Source organism: Micromonospora sp. 067-2 (genome assembly GCF_046549295.1).
Lineage (GTDB): Bacteria > Actinomycetota > Actinomycetes > Mycobacteriales > Micromonosporaceae > Micromonospora.
The window spans coordinates 342,957-358,290 of record NZ_JAJPWB010000008.1 but is presented as its reverse complement, the minus strand read 5'-3'; the positions used below and the strand labels follow the sequence as shown (position 1 = coordinate 358,290).

Sequence of the window (15,334 nt, the reverse complement as noted above, 5' to 3'; positions counted from 1 at the left end):
AGAGGTGCCGGCAACCCGGGAATTTCCTGTGGCATCGCTGCCGTGACTATTCTTGAGGCCACGCCGACTCACTGACACTCAGATGGGGCAAGAACAGCTTCAATACCTCTGGGTCTTCCGGCCCGTGCAAGAGCGACGGTTTGGCGTTCAGGGCGTCGTTGGTGGCGGGCCGCAGGAGCTTCAGCTGACTGGCGGCGTGCTGCGCCACCAGGTGGGAGTAGACGTCCTGACATGCCAGTACGACCGAGAGCCCGTTCGCCGCTGCGACGTGCTGGAGAATAGAAGCGAGCTTTCGGAGGTTGCTTCCGTCGAGGTTGTTACCGGACTCGTCGATCACGATCATCCGGCCCTGTGGATCGGAAGCAGACACCATCGAGGAGACCGCGAGAAGCGTATGAAGAATGATCAGCTCGGCGGTGTTTGGCGAGGATCCGTATTCGACAGCCTCGCCTCCCTTCATTATCCACTCCGGGTAAATCTCCCACCTGAGTGGCTCATGCGGATCTCCGACATCGACATGACTGAACCGCAACGCGACGCGTTCCCTGCCGGCCACGTTGAGCAAATCATTTAGCTGCTTCTCAGCTTCCCGGAATGCCTTACCGATGTCCTCGATCTGCATGTCGCGCATGCTGTTGAGCCACTGTTCTGTCTGCGACGTCGCGTGTTCTCGGGCGGCGATGTTCTGCCTTCGGGCTGCCTGGCGGGAGAGAATGGCTGCCTCTTCCTCGGCATCGCCTTCGCTGAACCATGCTAGCCAGTCGTCGAGCGCCTTGACACGCGTACGGAACGACATGTTGGCCTCGGCAGGTGCATGGTGCGCCTTGCACCACTCGCGGAGTTCAAGTACTTGCATGTTCAGTCCTGCGACATGGTCGGCAAAGGGTTTTTCGTCCTTGTCGGAGCTCTCTGCGACCTGTTCGGGGCGGGCCAATTCGACGACAACGCAGTCGATGGCGTCGATGAGCCGATTGCACGCTTCTCTGAGAGTTGCGTTGCGCTGAGTACTCAGGCGGTCGGCAGTCTCCGCCTCGACCCGTTCGACGATTGCAGCGAGCGCGGTGACACCGAGCGACTCGCGCCAGCGTTGCGTCACGAGTTCCTGGCGCTCGACTTGCTCCTGTGCCTCGCCCAGCGTCTCCGTAGTCTTTCCGCGGCTGTCAGGACCATTGTGCTTGAGGTCATTGATCTCTTGGCGCAGACTCTTCAACGTCGCGTCGTGAGTATTGAACGCCTCCTTGGAACGCACGGCGACGTCTCGCAAGGTTCCAGCGATCTCCTCGCCTGCGGTGTACTGCTTCTCTAGCTCCGCTATCCGCGCCGTTACCTTAGTGTGCTCGTCTTCGGCCGCAGCCAGCTCCCTGACTGCTGCTACGGCATCGACAACTTGTTGCGATTCCTCTACCCGCTTTGCCGCCTTCTCGACAGCACCTTCGGCTTGATAATGCTCCCTTTCGAGTTGTTCCAGCTTCCTCAGTCTCGCCGCTATAACAGCCTTCCGGTCCGTAAGGGGCAGCTCGAAGCCGCCCCAGATTCTGACGCCGAGCTGAGGGTCACTGACCGAGGCGTCGTCGACCCTCGTCAAACGGGAGTCTAGGGTGCGGACGAGGTTGCCCAGCGCACCTTCCAAGCTGGAGCCAGCCGGCGGGACGGTAATTGGCTCGATCTCTTGATCGCTTGCGAGGACGGGGATGCCCGGGCTGTGACGCAGGACGTCCTCGAAGACGGCCTCGTCAAACGATTGGTGACTTCTGTTGACCACCAGAGCGTCGGCGTAGAGCGCCAGCCGAGCTTCCCAAAGCGTTCGCTGGTCATCGTCCAGCCTGATCAGGTCGAGCAGCCTTACGGCAGGTATGTCGTGAGCAGCGAGTTCGGCTATGACGTGGCCAGCTGCGCCCTCGTGCCCAGCTCGCATCTGCTCGATTTCATCGCGTGCTGCAGTAACTCGGGCGCTGGTTTCGCCTGCTACTTTCCTGAGTCCGGCTTCTGCTTCAGTGGCAGCGCGCAACCGCTCTTGTGCCTGCTCGGCAGTAAACCCAAGGGACATCGCCGCAGCTGTGCGTAGCCCTGGAATGATGGTGCGAAGGTGCTCTTCCCGCGTCTTGCTTTTTCCAATCTGCTCGCCGATTGTGCGCAGCTTCTTGCTGGCATCCTCTGCGCGCCCCGCGTCTTCGCTTGACTTTCGGGCTAATGTCGCAAGGCTGGGGAGCTCACTCAGATCCCGTTCTTTTTCCTGGATTTTCCTATTGATCCCGTCCAGTTTCGACCGGAGTTCCTGCGCTTTCTTGCGGAACGCTTTTTCCTTGAGTTGCTCGAGCGTGGCACCAAGCTCAAGAAAGTTGTGCCACTGTCCTTCCGCCTCTTCCGCAATTCGCTTTGCTTGCGCTCGGTTTTCAATGTCTGACAGCTGCTGTCGCTCCTTCTCAAGCAGCTCTTCATGGTTTGCCTTCTCGGTGTCTAGGACCAGCTTCTCGGCCGCGATTTGCTGTCTGTATCGGCGCTCATCATTGACGGCCTGCTGTTGCCCCGTCAACGCAATCAGGTGCTGTGCTAGATCTGCCGGCCTGAACTGCTTCTGGCCCAAAGCGAGGATCCCGGTGTCCTGGTTGTCTTCGCTTCCCCGGGCACGAATGTATGCGAGACAGCGTGGCGAATGGCCGAATAATTCTTCTGCGTAGGTGATCGCGCCGAGCTGCCCGCTTGCGCGAATGCTCTCCCATATCCCCTCGGCGCTTCGCAACCGCTCTGCCTCGGAGAGGCCTTCGGCGAGCAGTACCCCTTCGCTCCATCGAACCTGAATGTACCTGCCGTCGAGCTTTTGAATGCGCATCATGACGGTGATGGCGTCGTCGGGACGTTGCGGGTGCAGATAAACTCCTATGAGGAACCCGCGTAACGCGTCTTCGAAGCGCGTGTCGGAGATCTTCGCTCGTCGCCTGTCGAACAACAGTCGCGCCGCGTACGGACCGACTCCGTGTTCACCTCTCCACTGGGGATCCCCGTTCAAAAGGGTCAGGGCTCCAAGCAGTACCGTCTTGCCGACACCGTTGGAGCCAGAACCGGGGCCCTGGCCGGTGACCAACCATATACCGCCCTGGGGCAAAAGGAAGACGGAACTGGTGTGGCGCCCGATCCGCAGCATCTGAAATCCACGCAGGACCCTAGGGCCTACTATGCCTAGATTGCCCGGGTCGAAGGGTAGGGTGGGAGTGAACACCATTGGGAACTCCTTATTTCACTCTGGATTCCCGGATTTGCTTGGCCCATTGGCTGTTCGGGCGACACAACAAGACAAGGTTCTCGTCCAGCCTGCGTTGCTGCGCAGGCGACAGCCGTTTGAAGGCGGGCCCCAGGCGCTTCACGCTGTCGATGAGTTCATGCATGTGTAGACGGCGCAGAATCTCCGGGAGTTCGGAGTCGCCAATGACATCCCGACCGTTCGGGCCCTCGTGTGCTTCTAGGCATTCGCCAATGGGACCAATCTCCTCTGCCAGCAGGTTTGCGAGGACGTGGGTGTGCAGGTAGATCAGGGCGAGGATGGCTAGATCCTTCTGCCGCAGGCTGTGCCGCCTCTCAGCTATCTGTTCGACGATGTCGTCTGACCAGGCGCTCACATAACCGAGCGGTTTTCCGTTTTGGTCCTTCACGTTGATTAGCTGGCGGCCGGCCACGGCCAGGCGCGCCTGTACCTGCGACCGCAACCTTTGCTCAGCTAGCGCCGGCCAGTCCTGTGGGCGCAAGGGCGCCGACGCTGCCTCCAGCGCCCTGACGGCCGCGAGCACGGCGGTCTCATCCGTGGTGTTACTCATTCCGAACTCTGCCAGTTCGGATGATCACGAAGACGCCGGACGGCATTCTTGATCGCCTCCCGTGCTTCGGTGTCCCAGGTGGCAGTCACGGTCCCAAGCATCCAGCGATCGTCTACCCGCGCCAGCAGGCCGGCGTGTTCCAGGGTCTCCAGCGCGGGGCCGACCGTGTGCGTTCTTCCGGTCAGCCGCTCCAGGATGCTGGCTATGTCGACCGGCGAGATGCCGTCAGACGTCTCCACCTCGGCCAGCAGCGCCACCGCGACAATCAGCACCTTGGTTGCGCCGACGGTAAGCCCCCGCCGAGGCATCCTTCGTGCTTCTCCTGCGGGTTCGTATGCGTCCCAGCCGAGTACGACGTGCGTGTGTCCGTTCGGCCCCGTGACGGGATGCAGGCGACGGCCGACGACTCGTGCCGCGGCTTCCATGTCCGCTATGCGGAGTCCATCGACCGGTAGCGATACGCCGTGGCGAACCAGTGCAAGCTCCAGTGGACTCTGGTTCACGAGCCAGTCTCCCTAGCGGGTCGCATGGTGGCGGGCTCGGATACTCGGTGCAGCACGACACCGCTTGCCATGCGTGCAACGTCGCCATCTTGCCGTACCGCTATCGAGTCGAGATGAGTCAGGCTGTAGCCGACCTCCATGCCAGCCAGTGCTGCCAGGTGTGCCATTGTCACCATGGGCACCGGCCACGGTCGCGTAAGCAGAAACGCCGTCAGATCAACCTCCGAGGTGCCGTCGAGGAGCTGATCCGCCAGATCCCGGAGGTGATCTTCAAACGAAGGTTCAGGGGTCACGATGTCGTCATCTGCCGGCTCGGGAACAACCTCCTCACCGGGAGCGAACGTGAGTTCGTTGACGGCCGTCATCACTCTGTGTGGGCTGATCCAATATGGTGATTCGTCGAATGCGATGCCGTCCCACAGCGCAGCCAGGTCGGCAAGGGCCGCATGCTTGAGCTTTTCGTAGACTTCATCGCTTCGAATCCATGACTTCACGCCACCGCGGATGCCGCTTAGCCCTTTGAGTAGGCGCATTTGCTGGCGAACGTACCGGCTGGCCGCCGCCGTGAGATCTCGCAGATCATCATCGAGGTCGTTGTCGAAGCCGCGTCGTACGGCTGCTCGAATCTGTCGAATGCGGGACCGTACCTGCTCGTCATCGACCTCGGACGCATGTTCCAGAATTGCTTTTACATCGCGGCTGTCGATGATTTCGCGCAGACCGCTAGCAAAGGCCAGGAGCATTCGGGTCAAGTCCCTGAGGCCCGCCCGGACGTCCGAGACGTCCGCCCCTGGCGCGGTCGCCCGCAGCTGAGCCTGATTCATCATCTCTAGCAGGGCGCGATGTCCGGACATCGTGGAAATCCAGGGGATCAGCGCAAGCGCCAGCGAGCCAGACAACGCCAGCCGGACTTCGCTCTCATGGATGCGGTCGTTCTTCTTGACGATCGCCCCGCCGCGGATCAGAACCGTGAGCCGCCGATCAAGAACGTTGCGCGAATACTTCGAGCCTAGATATTCGAAGAGGCGGCGGGTCGAGACACTGCGTCCCTCCGGGTCGAGGTCGACGAGGGCCCGGCAAATCTCGATGGCTGCATCGATCTCATCGTCCGTGGTATCGAGCCCGCTGATCTCTCGCACCAACGGCCCGAGTGCAGCCGCGACGTGCTTGGCCCGCTTGCTGTGGAAGGCATGCGCCGCCCTGGGCAGCGGTACCGCCGCCGATTGTCCAGTTGATGCGCCGAGGGCACCTTGATCATCGGATGGCGTCACGTGCAGCAGATTATCGAACCATCCGACTGTGTAGTGGTGCTCGTCAGTCAGATGTACGTCAGTCAGTCGCCGGACGAGGGCCAGTCCGAGGCCACCTGAAACGGTCAGATCGGACGTGTACAAGTAACGGCCGAGCGACCGCCATGGCTAACGAGTCCGGGACCCGGATGGGCGCACATACGGGTGCTCGGCGGGTGCTCGGCCGCCGTGGACGGGGGTCGGTGTCGGATGGATCGTGCGGTACGCGCGTCCTGTAGAACTGGTCGAAATCTGCCGATGCGTGGACTGATGGGACATGCAGGACTGCGAAGCATGGATCGACGCCAGCTCTTAATCCGCGGGTTCGGGGTTCGAGTCCCTGGCGGCGCACCAACGATCAAGGCTCGGGCGAGAGCGGCAGGCCTTGCCTCGTCGAGGTCGGATCCTGGCCGCACCCCGTCACGATGCCGTGGCCGCCGCCAGCCTCCTGGTCCTGACGGGGTCAGCGGCCTGGAGCTGGAGTCAGCCGCTTCCTGCTGCCCTGCTACCCCTACGCTGACGGCATGAGGGGACCAGCGCGCACCGGACCTGGTAGGTGCTGATGAACCGGCATGCAGCGGCACCTGCCGCGGCGATCCCTGACGCGATCCGGGCTGATGTGAAGACGCTGTGGCGCTACCACGACATGCGCCACGAGTTGCGCCCGCGCGACGTGGGGATCGGGTTGGGCAGTCACGATCTCGGCGTGGCCGTCATCGCGACGCGCTTGTTTCACGAGGGCCTGTTCCCAAGGATCGTGTTCACCGGCGCGAACGCCCCGACGACCGTCGAGCGGTTCCCGCGCGGAGAAGCGGTGCACTACCGCGAGTACGCCGTCGAGCAGGGCGTACCCGCGGAAGCGATTCTCGTGGAGCCGCGTGCCACGAACACCGCCCAGAACCTGGAGTACTCCCGTCAGCTCCTGACCGAACACCGGATCCCGGTGCAGTCGGTGCTGATCATGTCGCGGCCCTACCAACAGCGTCGGGCCTACGCCACCTGCAGGCTGATGTGGCCGGAGGTCGATGTGGTCTGCGCGTCGAACCCACTCGAACTGGACGACTACGTGAGCAGCATCGGCGATCCGCGGCGGGTGGTGGACATGCTGGTCGGCGACACGCAACGGATCGAGGTGTACGCCGAGCGCGGGTTCGCGATCCCGCAGGAGATGCCGGACGAGGTACGAGCGGCCTTCGAGCGCCTGGTGGCGGCTGGCTACACGAGTCGGCTGATCTGAGCCCAGCTACCAGCGCGGCCCTCCCGACCGGACGCCCATCCGGTCGCTGAGTTCGACGGCCAGTCGGGGTGGCCGGGGGCGGGTGAGGATGTCGCGGACGAGGTCGCGGGAGAGCTGGTGGTAGCGCACCTGGTCGGGGCCGATGACCTCAGCCTCCAGGAGCGCCGTGAGCGCGTCGTCGATGCGGTTCCACCGGGCAAGGGCCCGGGCGGTTTCGATGGCGTGCCGAACCTGCCGCTCGACGGGCACGGTGCTGGTGTCGAGTGTGGCGCCGATGGCGATGGCGCGCTGCACGTCGCCGAGTTCCATCGCCACGGTCGTCTTGTGGATCGACACGTTGGTCGGCCCGAAGGCGGTCCAGACGTGGTTGCCATCGGCGCCGAGCCGCCCTGCGGCGGCATCGGCCTCGGCGATGTGGGTGTCGGCGGAGGCGCGGTCGTCGTCTCGGGCGGCGGCCAGCGCGCAGACGAGGTGCAGGCTGCCGTAGACCGACAGCAGCTGCGGAGTGGGTTTGGCGAGCCGTGGTTCCAGGAACTGCGCCGCCGTGGCTGCGAGGCCACGAGCCTGCGCATATTCGCCGATGGACGCCAGCGAGTGCGCGGCGGAGCGGCTGAGCGAACCGATGACGACGTGGTCGTGGCTGGCGTTGGCGGCGGCCAGTCCACGGCTGGCGGCGGTCCACGCGAGGTCACCTTCGCCGAGCTTGGTGAGGAACAACGCGGCGAGCTGGTGGGCGTAGGCGGTCATCGCGTGCGCTCGCTGGCCATCGTCTCCGTCGTACGCCTCGGTGGCGGTGAGGCAGTCGTGGATGAGGTAGGGCAGCCGGCGGGCGAGGGTGCCGTATCGCGAGTGCTGGTAGGCGGTCCAGATCTCGGCGACGTCGTTCTCGATCTCGCTGAGGGCGGGGGCCTCGACGTCCCCCGTGCTGGCCAGTGTCGGCGCGAGGTGACGATAGTCGTGAAGCGCGGCCCGCAAGGCCGGGATGGTCTCGCGCCCTGAGTCGTCCGACCACTCGAACAGGCTCGGTGCACCGATCAGGTCGCCGAGGGACACGTCGAGGGCTTTGGCGATCGCGCGTATGACCGATAGCCGATCGAGGTCGGCCCGGTTCGTCTCGACCTTGCGTAACCACTCCTGGGTCTTGCCAACCAGACCGGCCAGCACCTCCTGGGAGAGCCCTCGTCGACGCCGGTAGAAGGCGACGCGCTGGCCGATGGTCATGTCTTCCGTCATACCTCGCACACCATCACCCTGCCCGCTGAAGGCCGCCGGACCCGGTACGGATTTTCCCGGTCCTGCGTACGGACCGCCCCTACGTTCAGTTCACCCCAGATCACCGGCGCGTGTCGATGCCGGTGTCGGGATGACTGACAGGGAGCTGCAGATGGAGGGATCGATGAGCGGCGCACCACACCACGGCTTGGGCCGCTGGCTCGGCCCGTCCTGGAACGAACTGTCTCGGTGTTCTCCCCGCCTGCGTACCGCCATGAGGGCTGCGTGGGTGGGTGATCGGCGGCCTGCTCCCAGCCGCCGTGATGCGGCGGCGGGCTCGCCATTCCCCCGGCGAGCCCGCCGCTCATCGATCCTGGCGGGGGTGGAGGCATGACGGTGTACGTCTCGCGTAACGCGATAGCCAGCCAGCCCCGGCGCCCCGAGCCCAGGTGGACGTCCTCACAGGGTCAGGTGCGGCGCGCTGATCCTCCGCTGCTCACCTTCGTGTGGCGGCGGCTGTTCGAGCAGCAGGCCCGCGAGGGCGGTCGCCGGTGACCGGGCAGCAGCGCCGTCTGGCGGCGAACGGGCTCGCGCCAGCCGAGGTGGAACATCTGCCGATGCGCCCGCTGTGGCTGTGCCGCCGGTGCGGGCAGCCATGGCCCTGCGGCGCGGCGAAGCTCGCGCTCCTCGCCGAGTACCGGGGAGAGCCGGTGAGCCTGTTCCTCTACCTGGCCGGCTGCCTGCACGACGCGATCGACGACCTGCATCGGCTCAACCGGAGCGTCACGGGCAGCGCCGCCGACATGTTCGACCGGTTCCTCGGCTGGCCCGCCCGCCACACCCACGCCTACCGCTTCAGTACCACCACGGCCGCCAGCATCGAAGAGGCCTCCTCGTGAACGGCATCGGCCTCATCAACGCCACCGGCCAGCCGGCGGTCGCCGGCAGCTTCCACACCCTGGTCGTGCAGCCGACGAGCTTCTGCAACCTCGACTGCACCTACTGCTACCTGCCCGACAGGAGATCCCTCCGCCTCATGAGCGGCGCGGTCGCGCAGGCCTGTGCCGAGTCGATCGCCCAGCAGAACAGCGGTCATCAGGTGAGCGTCGTGTGGCACGGGGGCGAACCCACCGCCACACCCATCGGGCTGTTCCGCGGCCTGCTGGCCCCGTTCGAGGAGCTTCGGCGCGCGGGGAAGGTGCGTCACGAGATCCAAACAAACGCGACGTTGATCAACAGGCAATGGTGCGAAGTTTTCACCGCTCGTGGGTTCGAGGTCGGGGTCAGTATCGACGGACCGGGCGCGTTGAACCGGAACCGCCTCGACCGGGCCGGCAACCCGACGGACGCCCGAACCCTGCGCGGCATACAGACCCTGGCCGAGGCGGGGCTGAGGTATTCGGTGATCTGTGTTGTCACCCCGGAAACCATCGACCACGCGGAAGCCCTCATCGACTTCTTCACCGGTCTGCCCGGCTGCGAGTCGGTGGGCTTCAACATCGAAGAGCAGGAGGGCGCTGACCGGGCACCGGTGTCGGAGGACGCCGCGTACCGGTTCTGGCAGCGCCTTATCGAACGTCGCGTCGGCGGCAGCCCGCTCCGGATCCGCGACGTGGACCGGCTGGCCGACTATCTCGCCGCCACCCGCGCTGGCCGCGTCAACCACGAGCCGTACGAGCCGATCCCGACCGTCTCTTGGGATGGACAGGTGGTGCTGCTGTCACCGGAACTGCTCGGCATCACAGAGCCGCGATACGGCGACTTCATCGTCGGCAACGTCCTTCAGCAATCCATTTCCGCCATGCTTGCCGGCGCCGGTGACCTGGGCTACGTCGCCGAGTTCATTACGGCCCTCAACGGCTGTGCCGACCACTGCGCCTTCTACGACTTCTGCCGTGGCGCCCAGGCCGGCAACCGCTACTTCGAGCACGCGACGTTCACCGCCCGAGAGACGACCTACTGCCGGACCACCCGACAGGCCCTCGTTCGCGCCGCGGCCGACCACCTCACCCCTCAAGGAGGAGCACCATGACCAATGCTCTCGCGGTCCTCGTCAACGCCGCACCCGAGCAACTCGCTCGCCTCGGCGTCGACCCTGAGCGGTCAGTAGCGTCGATCGACGCGGCGAAGTTCGACAACCGCCCCGCCTGGGCTAACAAGGGTAGGTTCGACAGCCGACCCGGCTGGGACAACTGGAACAAGAAGAAGTAGCCCCAACCACGGGAATGCGCGGGGTGGCGTGCCCACCCCGCGCCTACACAGGTTGAGGACACATGCGCACCACCACGATCGGCGACGTGAAGGTCCTGCTGCCGGACCTCGAACCGGACGACCTCGACATCACCACGAACCTCGCCGGCGGCCTCACCGAGGCCCTCGTCAACGGCGCAGCGTGGCACGGCTCGCACCTTGAGGACGCCCGCATCCGCAGCAGCCTGATCACCGGCGTGGACCTGAGCGAGAGCACCTGGGAGGCCGGCAGCCTCTACGGCTGCGAAATCACCCGCACCGACTTCTCCGGCGCGACCCTGACCGGCATCACCATCGAACGCTGCGCCATTACCGGCTCCCGGTTCACCGGCACCAGGCTCACCGACGTACGCCTCAAGGACGTCCTGTTCGACGGCTGCCGCTTCGACTACGCCACCTTCCAACGCGTCACCGCCGCCGGCTCGGTCGCCTTCACTGACTGCACTCTCACCAACGGCGCGTGGTCCTCCTGCCGACTACCTCGCATCGCGCTGCGGTCATGTGACCTCGCCGGACTGGAATTGGGCTCCTGCCAGCTCGACGGCACCGACCTGCGGGGCAGCCGGCTCCAGGGCCTTAAGACGCCGCTGGACAACCTGCGCGGCGTCACCCTCGGCGAGGACCAGCTTCCTGACCTCACCCAGTTGACCGTCGCCGCCCTCAAACTGACTGTGCGCAACACCTGAAGCCGAGGAGGCATCGTGCTCGCTGAACCCACCGGCAGCCCGGACACGATCCTCGTCTGCGTCCGGGGCAACTCCGGCTCCGGCAAGAGCAGCATCGCCCGCGAGCTACGACGCCGGCACGGCCGGGGCTGCGCCCTGGTCGAGCAGGACTACCTACGCCGCATCCTGCTGCGCGAGCGGGACAAGCCCGGCGGTGCGGCACCGGCGTTGATCGGGCAGACCGTCCGGTTCGCCCTCGACCACGGCTATCACGTGGTGCTGGAGGGCATCATGCACAGCAGCCGCTACCGAAGCATGCTGACCTCCCTACGGGACGACCACCGAGGGCGGTCCCTGTTCTGTTACCTCGACGTGTCCCTGGCCGAGACCCTGCGCCGGCACCTCACCCGCCCGCAGGCCAGTGAGTTCACCGCCGAGCACATGAGCGGCTGGTACGCCGCTCATGACGTCCTGGACTGGCCCGACGAACTCGTCCTGCCCGAGACCACCGGACTGAACAAGGCCGTCGAGGCCATCGCCACTGTGGCCGGGCTGCCCCAGACCGGACGCGACGACGACCTGCTACCGAACGTTCCATCCCCGTAGAGCAGCTCAATTGGCTACCGAGGTCGCCATTCCGGCGCACCGTTCGCCAACATCAGCCCCGAGTGGCCAGACAGCCCGTCGACTGCGACGGCATGGAGCTCGCCCTACCGCGCCCGCCTGAGCCAGCTCTCGATGAGTGCGAGGTCGTGCTCGGTCAGCCCGCGACGTGGGTCGACCGATGTAGCAGGGCCGGGCCGTGGTGATGTGTCGATACCCACTGCTGAGCGGCATAAGAGATCTCGTCGTCGACCCAGACGAAGGGGCGTCCCTGTGCCCACTCGACCAGCCCACGGGTCTTCCAGTGCAGGAGCCCCACCTCGTCGGAGTCCGGCCAGTCCACGACGGGCAGGGTCGGTAACCCGAGCAGCGGCGCGAGCACGTCGTTCGCGTCGTTCATCCAGGTAGTCGTCCACGCCAGATCACATGGCAGGGCCTTCACCCGGCGGCCAGTCGATCCTGGCCGGCAAGGTGAACGGCTATCGGGAGCTGTTCGGCACGCTCGGGCGGGCGTGGCCGGTCTTGCTCTGGCTGCACTCGGCCGTCTGGGAGCGCAACCTACGCCGTGTGCCGGCCGACGTGCCGCTGTCGGTGCCGTTGGCAACCGGGGCCCGCGCCAACGCCGCGACGGCGGGCCTGGGCCCGGCTGGGACGATGTGGGCCGTGGCTGTCGGGGAAGGGCAGCGGCTGCGGCTGGCTGATCTGGCCGGTTACGTCGTTGACGTCGCCAGCCGGCGGGTGAGGCCGCGTGATTGGCGACGACACGACAGCGGCGGAAGGTACCTCCGCTGCGGATCGGACAACAACGGCCGGCGTCTGTCACGGACCTGTCGTGACCAGCTCGGCAGGTGCTGACAGATCTGTGAGAGCACCGAACGTCCGCTCCCACAGCCGCGGGACCGCATCCCGGTCCCGCGTCTGCGGCGGGCGGTCCGCGGCCGGAGGACGGTCCCCGTCCCGATGGTTGTCCGACGCCGGGTCGGTCCGCCATCCGGTCCGGCCTCTTGTGACAGGCGGACGGCTCGTTGTTCGGGTCCGGGTCGAGGAGGTGATGGGCCACGACAGCACCGGCCACTGACCCGACCGCGGGGCTGCGGGGTAGCCGCGTCGAGGGCGTCGTCCAGGTCGTCATCATGCTGGCCATTGGCGGCGCAGCCGGAGCGGCCAGATTGGCGCTGCGCGGCGTGGGCCGGCCGCGCGCGCTTCGGGACCCCGAAAGCGGTCGGCGACCGCAATACTGGACCCGTGGTAGGTCTTCCCCGTGTGGCGAGCCGGGTCCGCCGGGTCCGCCGGGCCCGCTGGCTGCGGCGTGCCCTGCTGGTGGCGGCGCTCGGTGCGGTGCTGACCGGTGCGGTCACCGGTGCCAGCGTGGTCTGGGTGCGTTCCGGCGCGGCCGGCCACACCTACACCGTCGAGGACGTTCCCGAGGCGCCGGTGGCACTGGTGCTGGGCGCTCAGGTCGATCCGGGCGGGCAGCCCTCGGCGTTCCTGGCCGCGCGCCTGGAGATCGCGAGACAGCTACTCGCGGCTGGCAAGGTCCATGCCGTCCTGGTCTCCGGTGACCACATGGAGTGGGGCTACGACGAGCCGGGCGCGATGCGTACCTGGCTGGTCGACCGGGGCGTGCCGGCGCCGAAGGTGGTGCTCGACCACGCCGGCTTCGACACGTACGACTCGTGCGCCCGAGCCAGGCGGATCTTCGGGGTGCGCAAGGCCACCGTGGTCACCCAGTCGTTCCACCTGGCTCGGGCGGTGACGCTCTGCCGGACGCTTGGCGTCGAGGCCAACGGTGTCGGCGACGAGACGGCGAAGCGGTACGCCCCACTGTGGCGCCGGGGCGTCGTGCGGGAGTACGGCGCCGGGGTCAAGGCGGCGTGTGACGTGCTGTCGCGGCGCGACCCGGTCTACCTCGGCCGCCGCGAGACCGGGGTTGACGACGCCCTGCGGAGTTGAATCGACATCACTCGCTGAGCAGTTTCGAGCTGACCACGGCCTAGAAATCCATCTATCGACGCTTCCGTGACGCTGTGCAGACGCGTGACGAGTGGCCCGCAGAACAGCGCGTTGATCTATACCAGCATCGCCGTCGCCAACACGATGTTCCGCTCCGGCGCCATGGAGCTTCCCCGCCGCCGACGAACGCGAGATCCCATCGGCGCTGCACCCCTGATTTTCGGTATGTCGTGCTGCGGCGGGGCGGCGTTCTCTACGGTCGGTAGGCGTGGATGCCGGGCAACCGTGGAGCCGATCGGCCCGGCGGCGCCGCCCGATGCGTACCGGGCTGGCGTGCGCCGGGTTCGGTGCGACGCGGTGCTGCGTCGGGGTGGCCTGGTTGGGCGCCGGGAACCTGCAGACGGTACGCGCGGCCGCCGGCCCGGTCCGGGAGACCGCCGACGGGCTCCGGCGGTACGCTGACCGCCGGGAACGCCCGCGCCGCACCGTCACAGTGCGGCTGATCCGCGACGGCGGAGTCGGCGCGGAACGGCGGCTGCGGCTCGTGCGCGAGGGCGTCGACTGGTGGGTGTGCGGTGACCCGTTCTGACCCTCCACCCCCCGCGCCGCTGCGACCTCACCTGCTGCGTCAGCGCCGTGGTGTGGAGCCGACGACCTCGACCGAGCTCTTCTTCGACCTGGTCTACATCTTCACCGTCACGCAGGTGTCGCACTACCTGATCGAGCATCCGGACTGGCCGGGTGCCGCGCGGGCGGCGTTGCTGCTGGCGCTGGTGTGGTTCGTCTGGGTCTACACCGCCTGGGTGACCAACTGGCTGCACCCGGACCGTGCGCCGGTGCGGGCGCTGCTGCTCGCGCTGATGCTGGGCAGCCTGCTGCTGTCGGTCGCGATCCCCGGGGCGTTCACCGGGACCGGTCTGCTCTTCGCCGTGCTCTACGTGGTGGTGCAGGTGGGCCGGACCGCGTTCGGCTGGTGGGCGGTGCAGGGCAATCCGGGGCTGGCCGGTGGTTTCCAGAAGACGCTGCTGTGGTTCGCCGGCACCTCTGTGCTCATGCTGCTCGGCGGCCTGGCCGGTGCCGGCGTGCGGGAGACGTTGTGGGCCGTGGCCATCGCGGTCGAGGTGACCGGCCTGTCGATCGGTTATCCGGTGCCCCGGCTGGGCCGAAGTCAATCCGAGCAGTGGGAGGTCGAGGGCGGGCACCTGGCCGAGCGGTGCCAGGCGTTCGTCCTGATCGCCCTGGGTGAGTCGATCCTGGTCACCGGGAGCACCCTCATGCAGCGGCTGGGCGTGCAGACCTCGGGGGCGTTCGTGCTGGCCTTCGCCGGGTCGGTGGCGCTGTGGTGGGTGTACTTCGCCCGTTCCGCGCCGGCCGCGACGGCGGTCATCGCCCGGGCGGGTGAGCGTACCGGCGCGTTGAGCCGGGTGGCGTTCAACTACCTGCACCCGGTCATGGTGGCCGGCATCATCGTCGCGGCGGCGGCGGACGAGCGGCTGCTACACGAGCCCGGGGCACCGACCGATACCCGCACCGCGCTGTTCGTCTTCGGTGGTCCGGCTCTGTTCCTCGCCGGGCACGGCGCCTACCTGGCGGTGCTGTGGCGGACCCGGCCGACCAGTCGGATGCTGGCCGTGGTGGCGCTGCTGGTGCTGGTGCCGATCTGCGCGGGTCTCGCGGTGCCCGTCGCGGCGTGCTCGGCGCTGGCGACGGCGGTGACCGTCGCGCTGATCGTGGCCGACCGGCTCCGGGCGCCGGAGGCCAGCCCGGCACGACCGGTGGCCTGAGCGACCCGGATTCGGCCCGGGCCGTCAGT

17 protein-coding genes are annotated in these 15,334 nt (G+C 66.6%); 11 read left to right on the top strand and 6 right to left on the bottom strand.

Annotation, left to right across the window (positions count from 1 at the left end; all coding sequences use genetic code 11):
- Nucleotides 1-46 precede the first annotated feature (46 nt).
- The 4 genes from ACLJN9_RS21425 to ACLJN9_RS21410 form a co-directional block, all read right to left on the bottom strand.
- Nucleotides 47-3,142 (bottom strand): hypothetical protein, encoded by a 3,096-nt coding sequence (locus ACLJN9_RS21425; RefSeq protein ID WP_410813231.1) that lies wholly within the window; start codon nucleotides 3,140-3,142, stop codon nucleotides 47-49.
- 88 nt (nucleotides 3,143-3,230) lie between these two features.
- Nucleotides 3,231-3,809: a hypothetical protein gene (locus tag ACLJN9_RS21420; protein WP_410813230.1), complete on the bottom strand. Its 579-nt coding sequence runs from the start codon at nucleotides 3,807-3,809 to the stop codon at nucleotides 3,231-3,233.
- Nucleotides 3,806-4,312: a hypothetical protein gene (locus ACLJN9_RS21415; RefSeq protein WP_410813229.1), complete on the bottom strand. Its 507-nt coding sequence runs from the start codon at nucleotides 4,310-4,312 to the stop codon at nucleotides 3,806-3,808. Before ACLJN9_RS21415 ends, ACLJN9_RS21420 begins: the two co-directional genes overlap by 4 nt.
- The gene (locus tag ACLJN9_RS21410; protein WP_410813228.1) at nucleotides 4,309-5,583 is read right to left on the bottom strand and encodes a hypothetical protein; all 1,275 of its coding nucleotides are present in this window, start codon (nucleotides 5,581-5,583) and stop codon (nucleotides 4,309-4,311) included. The genes ACLJN9_RS21415 and ACLJN9_RS21410 overlap by 4 nt, the downstream gene beginning before the upstream one ends.
- Nucleotides 5,584-6,157: 574 nt before the next feature.
- Here ACLJN9_RS21410 and ACLJN9_RS21405 point away from each other — a divergent pair.
- Nucleotides 6,158-6,838: a YdcF family protein gene (locus tag ACLJN9_RS21405; protein WP_410813227.1), complete on the top strand. Its 681-nt coding sequence runs from the start codon at nucleotides 6,158-6,160 to the stop codon at nucleotides 6,836-6,838.
- A 6-nt stretch (nucleotides 6,839-6,844) separates the two neighbouring features.
- Here the strand turns inward: ACLJN9_RS21405 and ACLJN9_RS21400 are convergent, their stop codons facing one another.
- On the bottom strand, nucleotides 6,845-8,071 hold the full coding sequence (locus ACLJN9_RS21400) for a helix-turn-helix domain-containing protein (protein ID WP_410813226.1): 1,227 nt from the start codon (nucleotides 8,069-8,071) through the stop codon (nucleotides 6,845-6,847).
- A 369-nt stretch (nucleotides 8,072-8,440) separates the two neighbouring features.
- Between ACLJN9_RS21400 and amcA (ACLJN9_RS21395) the strand changes: the two genes are divergently transcribed.
- The 6 genes from amcA (ACLJN9_RS21395) to ACLJN9_RS21370 all read left to right on the top strand — a co-directional run bounded on the left by amcA (ACLJN9_RS21395) (nucleotide 8,441) and on the right by ACLJN9_RS21370 (nucleotide 11,571).
- On the top strand, nucleotides 8,441-8,605 hold the full coding sequence (amcA, locus tag ACLJN9_RS21395) for a multiple cyclophane-containing RiPP AmcA (RefSeq protein WP_410813225.1): 165 nt from the start codon (nucleotides 8,441-8,443) through the stop codon (nucleotides 8,603-8,605).
- The gene (locus ACLJN9_RS21390; protein ID WP_410813224.1) at nucleotides 8,602-8,949 is read left to right on the top strand and encodes a hypothetical protein; all 348 of its coding nucleotides are present in this window, start codon (nucleotides 8,602-8,604) and stop codon (nucleotides 8,947-8,949) included. The genes amcA (ACLJN9_RS21395) and ACLJN9_RS21390 overlap by 4 nt, the downstream gene beginning before the upstream one ends.
- Nucleotides 8,946-10,082 (top strand): cyclophane-forming radical SAM peptide maturase AmcB, encoded by a 1,137-nt coding sequence (gene amcB, locus ACLJN9_RS21385; RefSeq protein WP_410813223.1) that lies wholly within the window; start codon nucleotides 8,946-8,948, stop codon nucleotides 10,080-10,082. The genes ACLJN9_RS21390 and amcB overlap by 4 nt, the downstream gene beginning before the upstream one ends.
- A complete protein-coding gene (gene amcA / locus ACLJN9_RS21380; RefSeq protein ID WP_410813222.1) occupies nucleotides 10,079-10,261 on the top strand; it encodes a multiple cyclophane-containing RiPP AmcA in 183 nt (60 codons plus the stop codon). The genes amcB and amcA (ACLJN9_RS21380) overlap by 4 nt, the downstream gene beginning before the upstream one ends.
- Nucleotides 10,262-10,323: 62 nt before the next feature.
- Nucleotides 10,324-10,986, top strand: coding sequence for a pentapeptide repeat-containing protein (locus tag ACLJN9_RS21375; RefSeq protein ID WP_410813221.1), 663 nt, complete (start codon nucleotides 10,324-10,326; stop codon nucleotides 10,984-10,986).
- A 15-nt stretch (nucleotides 10,987-11,001) separates the two neighbouring features.
- On the top strand, nucleotides 11,002-11,571 hold the full coding sequence (locus tag ACLJN9_RS21370) for a kinase (protein WP_410813220.1): 570 nt from the start codon (nucleotides 11,002-11,004) through the stop codon (nucleotides 11,569-11,571).
- 154 nt (nucleotides 11,572-11,725) lie between these two features.
- On the opposite strand, the gene ACLJN9_RS21365 is transcribed toward ACLJN9_RS21370, so the two are convergent.
- Nucleotides 11,726-11,968, bottom strand: coding sequence for a hypothetical protein (locus ACLJN9_RS21365; protein ID WP_410813219.1), 243 nt, complete (start codon nucleotides 11,966-11,968; stop codon nucleotides 11,726-11,728).
- 26 nt (nucleotides 11,969-11,994) lie between these two features.
- On the opposite strand from ACLJN9_RS21365, the gene ACLJN9_RS21360 reads away from it, so the two are divergent.
- The 4 genes from ACLJN9_RS21360 to ACLJN9_RS21345 all read left to right on the top strand — a co-directional run bounded on the left by ACLJN9_RS21360 (nucleotide 11,995) and on the right by ACLJN9_RS21345 (nucleotide 15,305).
- Entirely contained in the window at nucleotides 11,995-12,423 is a 429-nt protein-coding gene (locus tag ACLJN9_RS21360) for a hypothetical protein (RefSeq protein WP_410813218.1), read from the top strand.
- Nucleotides 12,424-12,813: 390 nt separating this feature from the next.
- A complete protein-coding gene (locus ACLJN9_RS21355) occupies nucleotides 12,814-13,521 on the top strand; it encodes a vancomycin high temperature exclusion protein (protein WP_410813217.1) in 708 nt (235 codons plus the stop codon).
- A gap of 268 nt (nucleotides 13,522-13,789) precedes the next feature.
- Complete coding sequence (locus ACLJN9_RS21350; protein WP_410813216.1) at nucleotides 13,790-14,110, top strand: hypothetical protein; 321 nt, start codon at nucleotides 13,790-13,792, stop codon at nucleotides 14,108-14,110.
- The gene (locus tag ACLJN9_RS21345; RefSeq protein ID WP_410813215.1) at nucleotides 14,097-15,305 is read left to right on the top strand and encodes a low temperature requirement protein A; all 1,209 of its coding nucleotides are present in this window, start codon (nucleotides 14,097-14,099) and stop codon (nucleotides 15,303-15,305) included. Before ACLJN9_RS21350 ends, ACLJN9_RS21345 begins: the two co-directional genes overlap by 14 nt.
- Nucleotides 15,306-15,334: the final 29 nt, after the last annotated feature.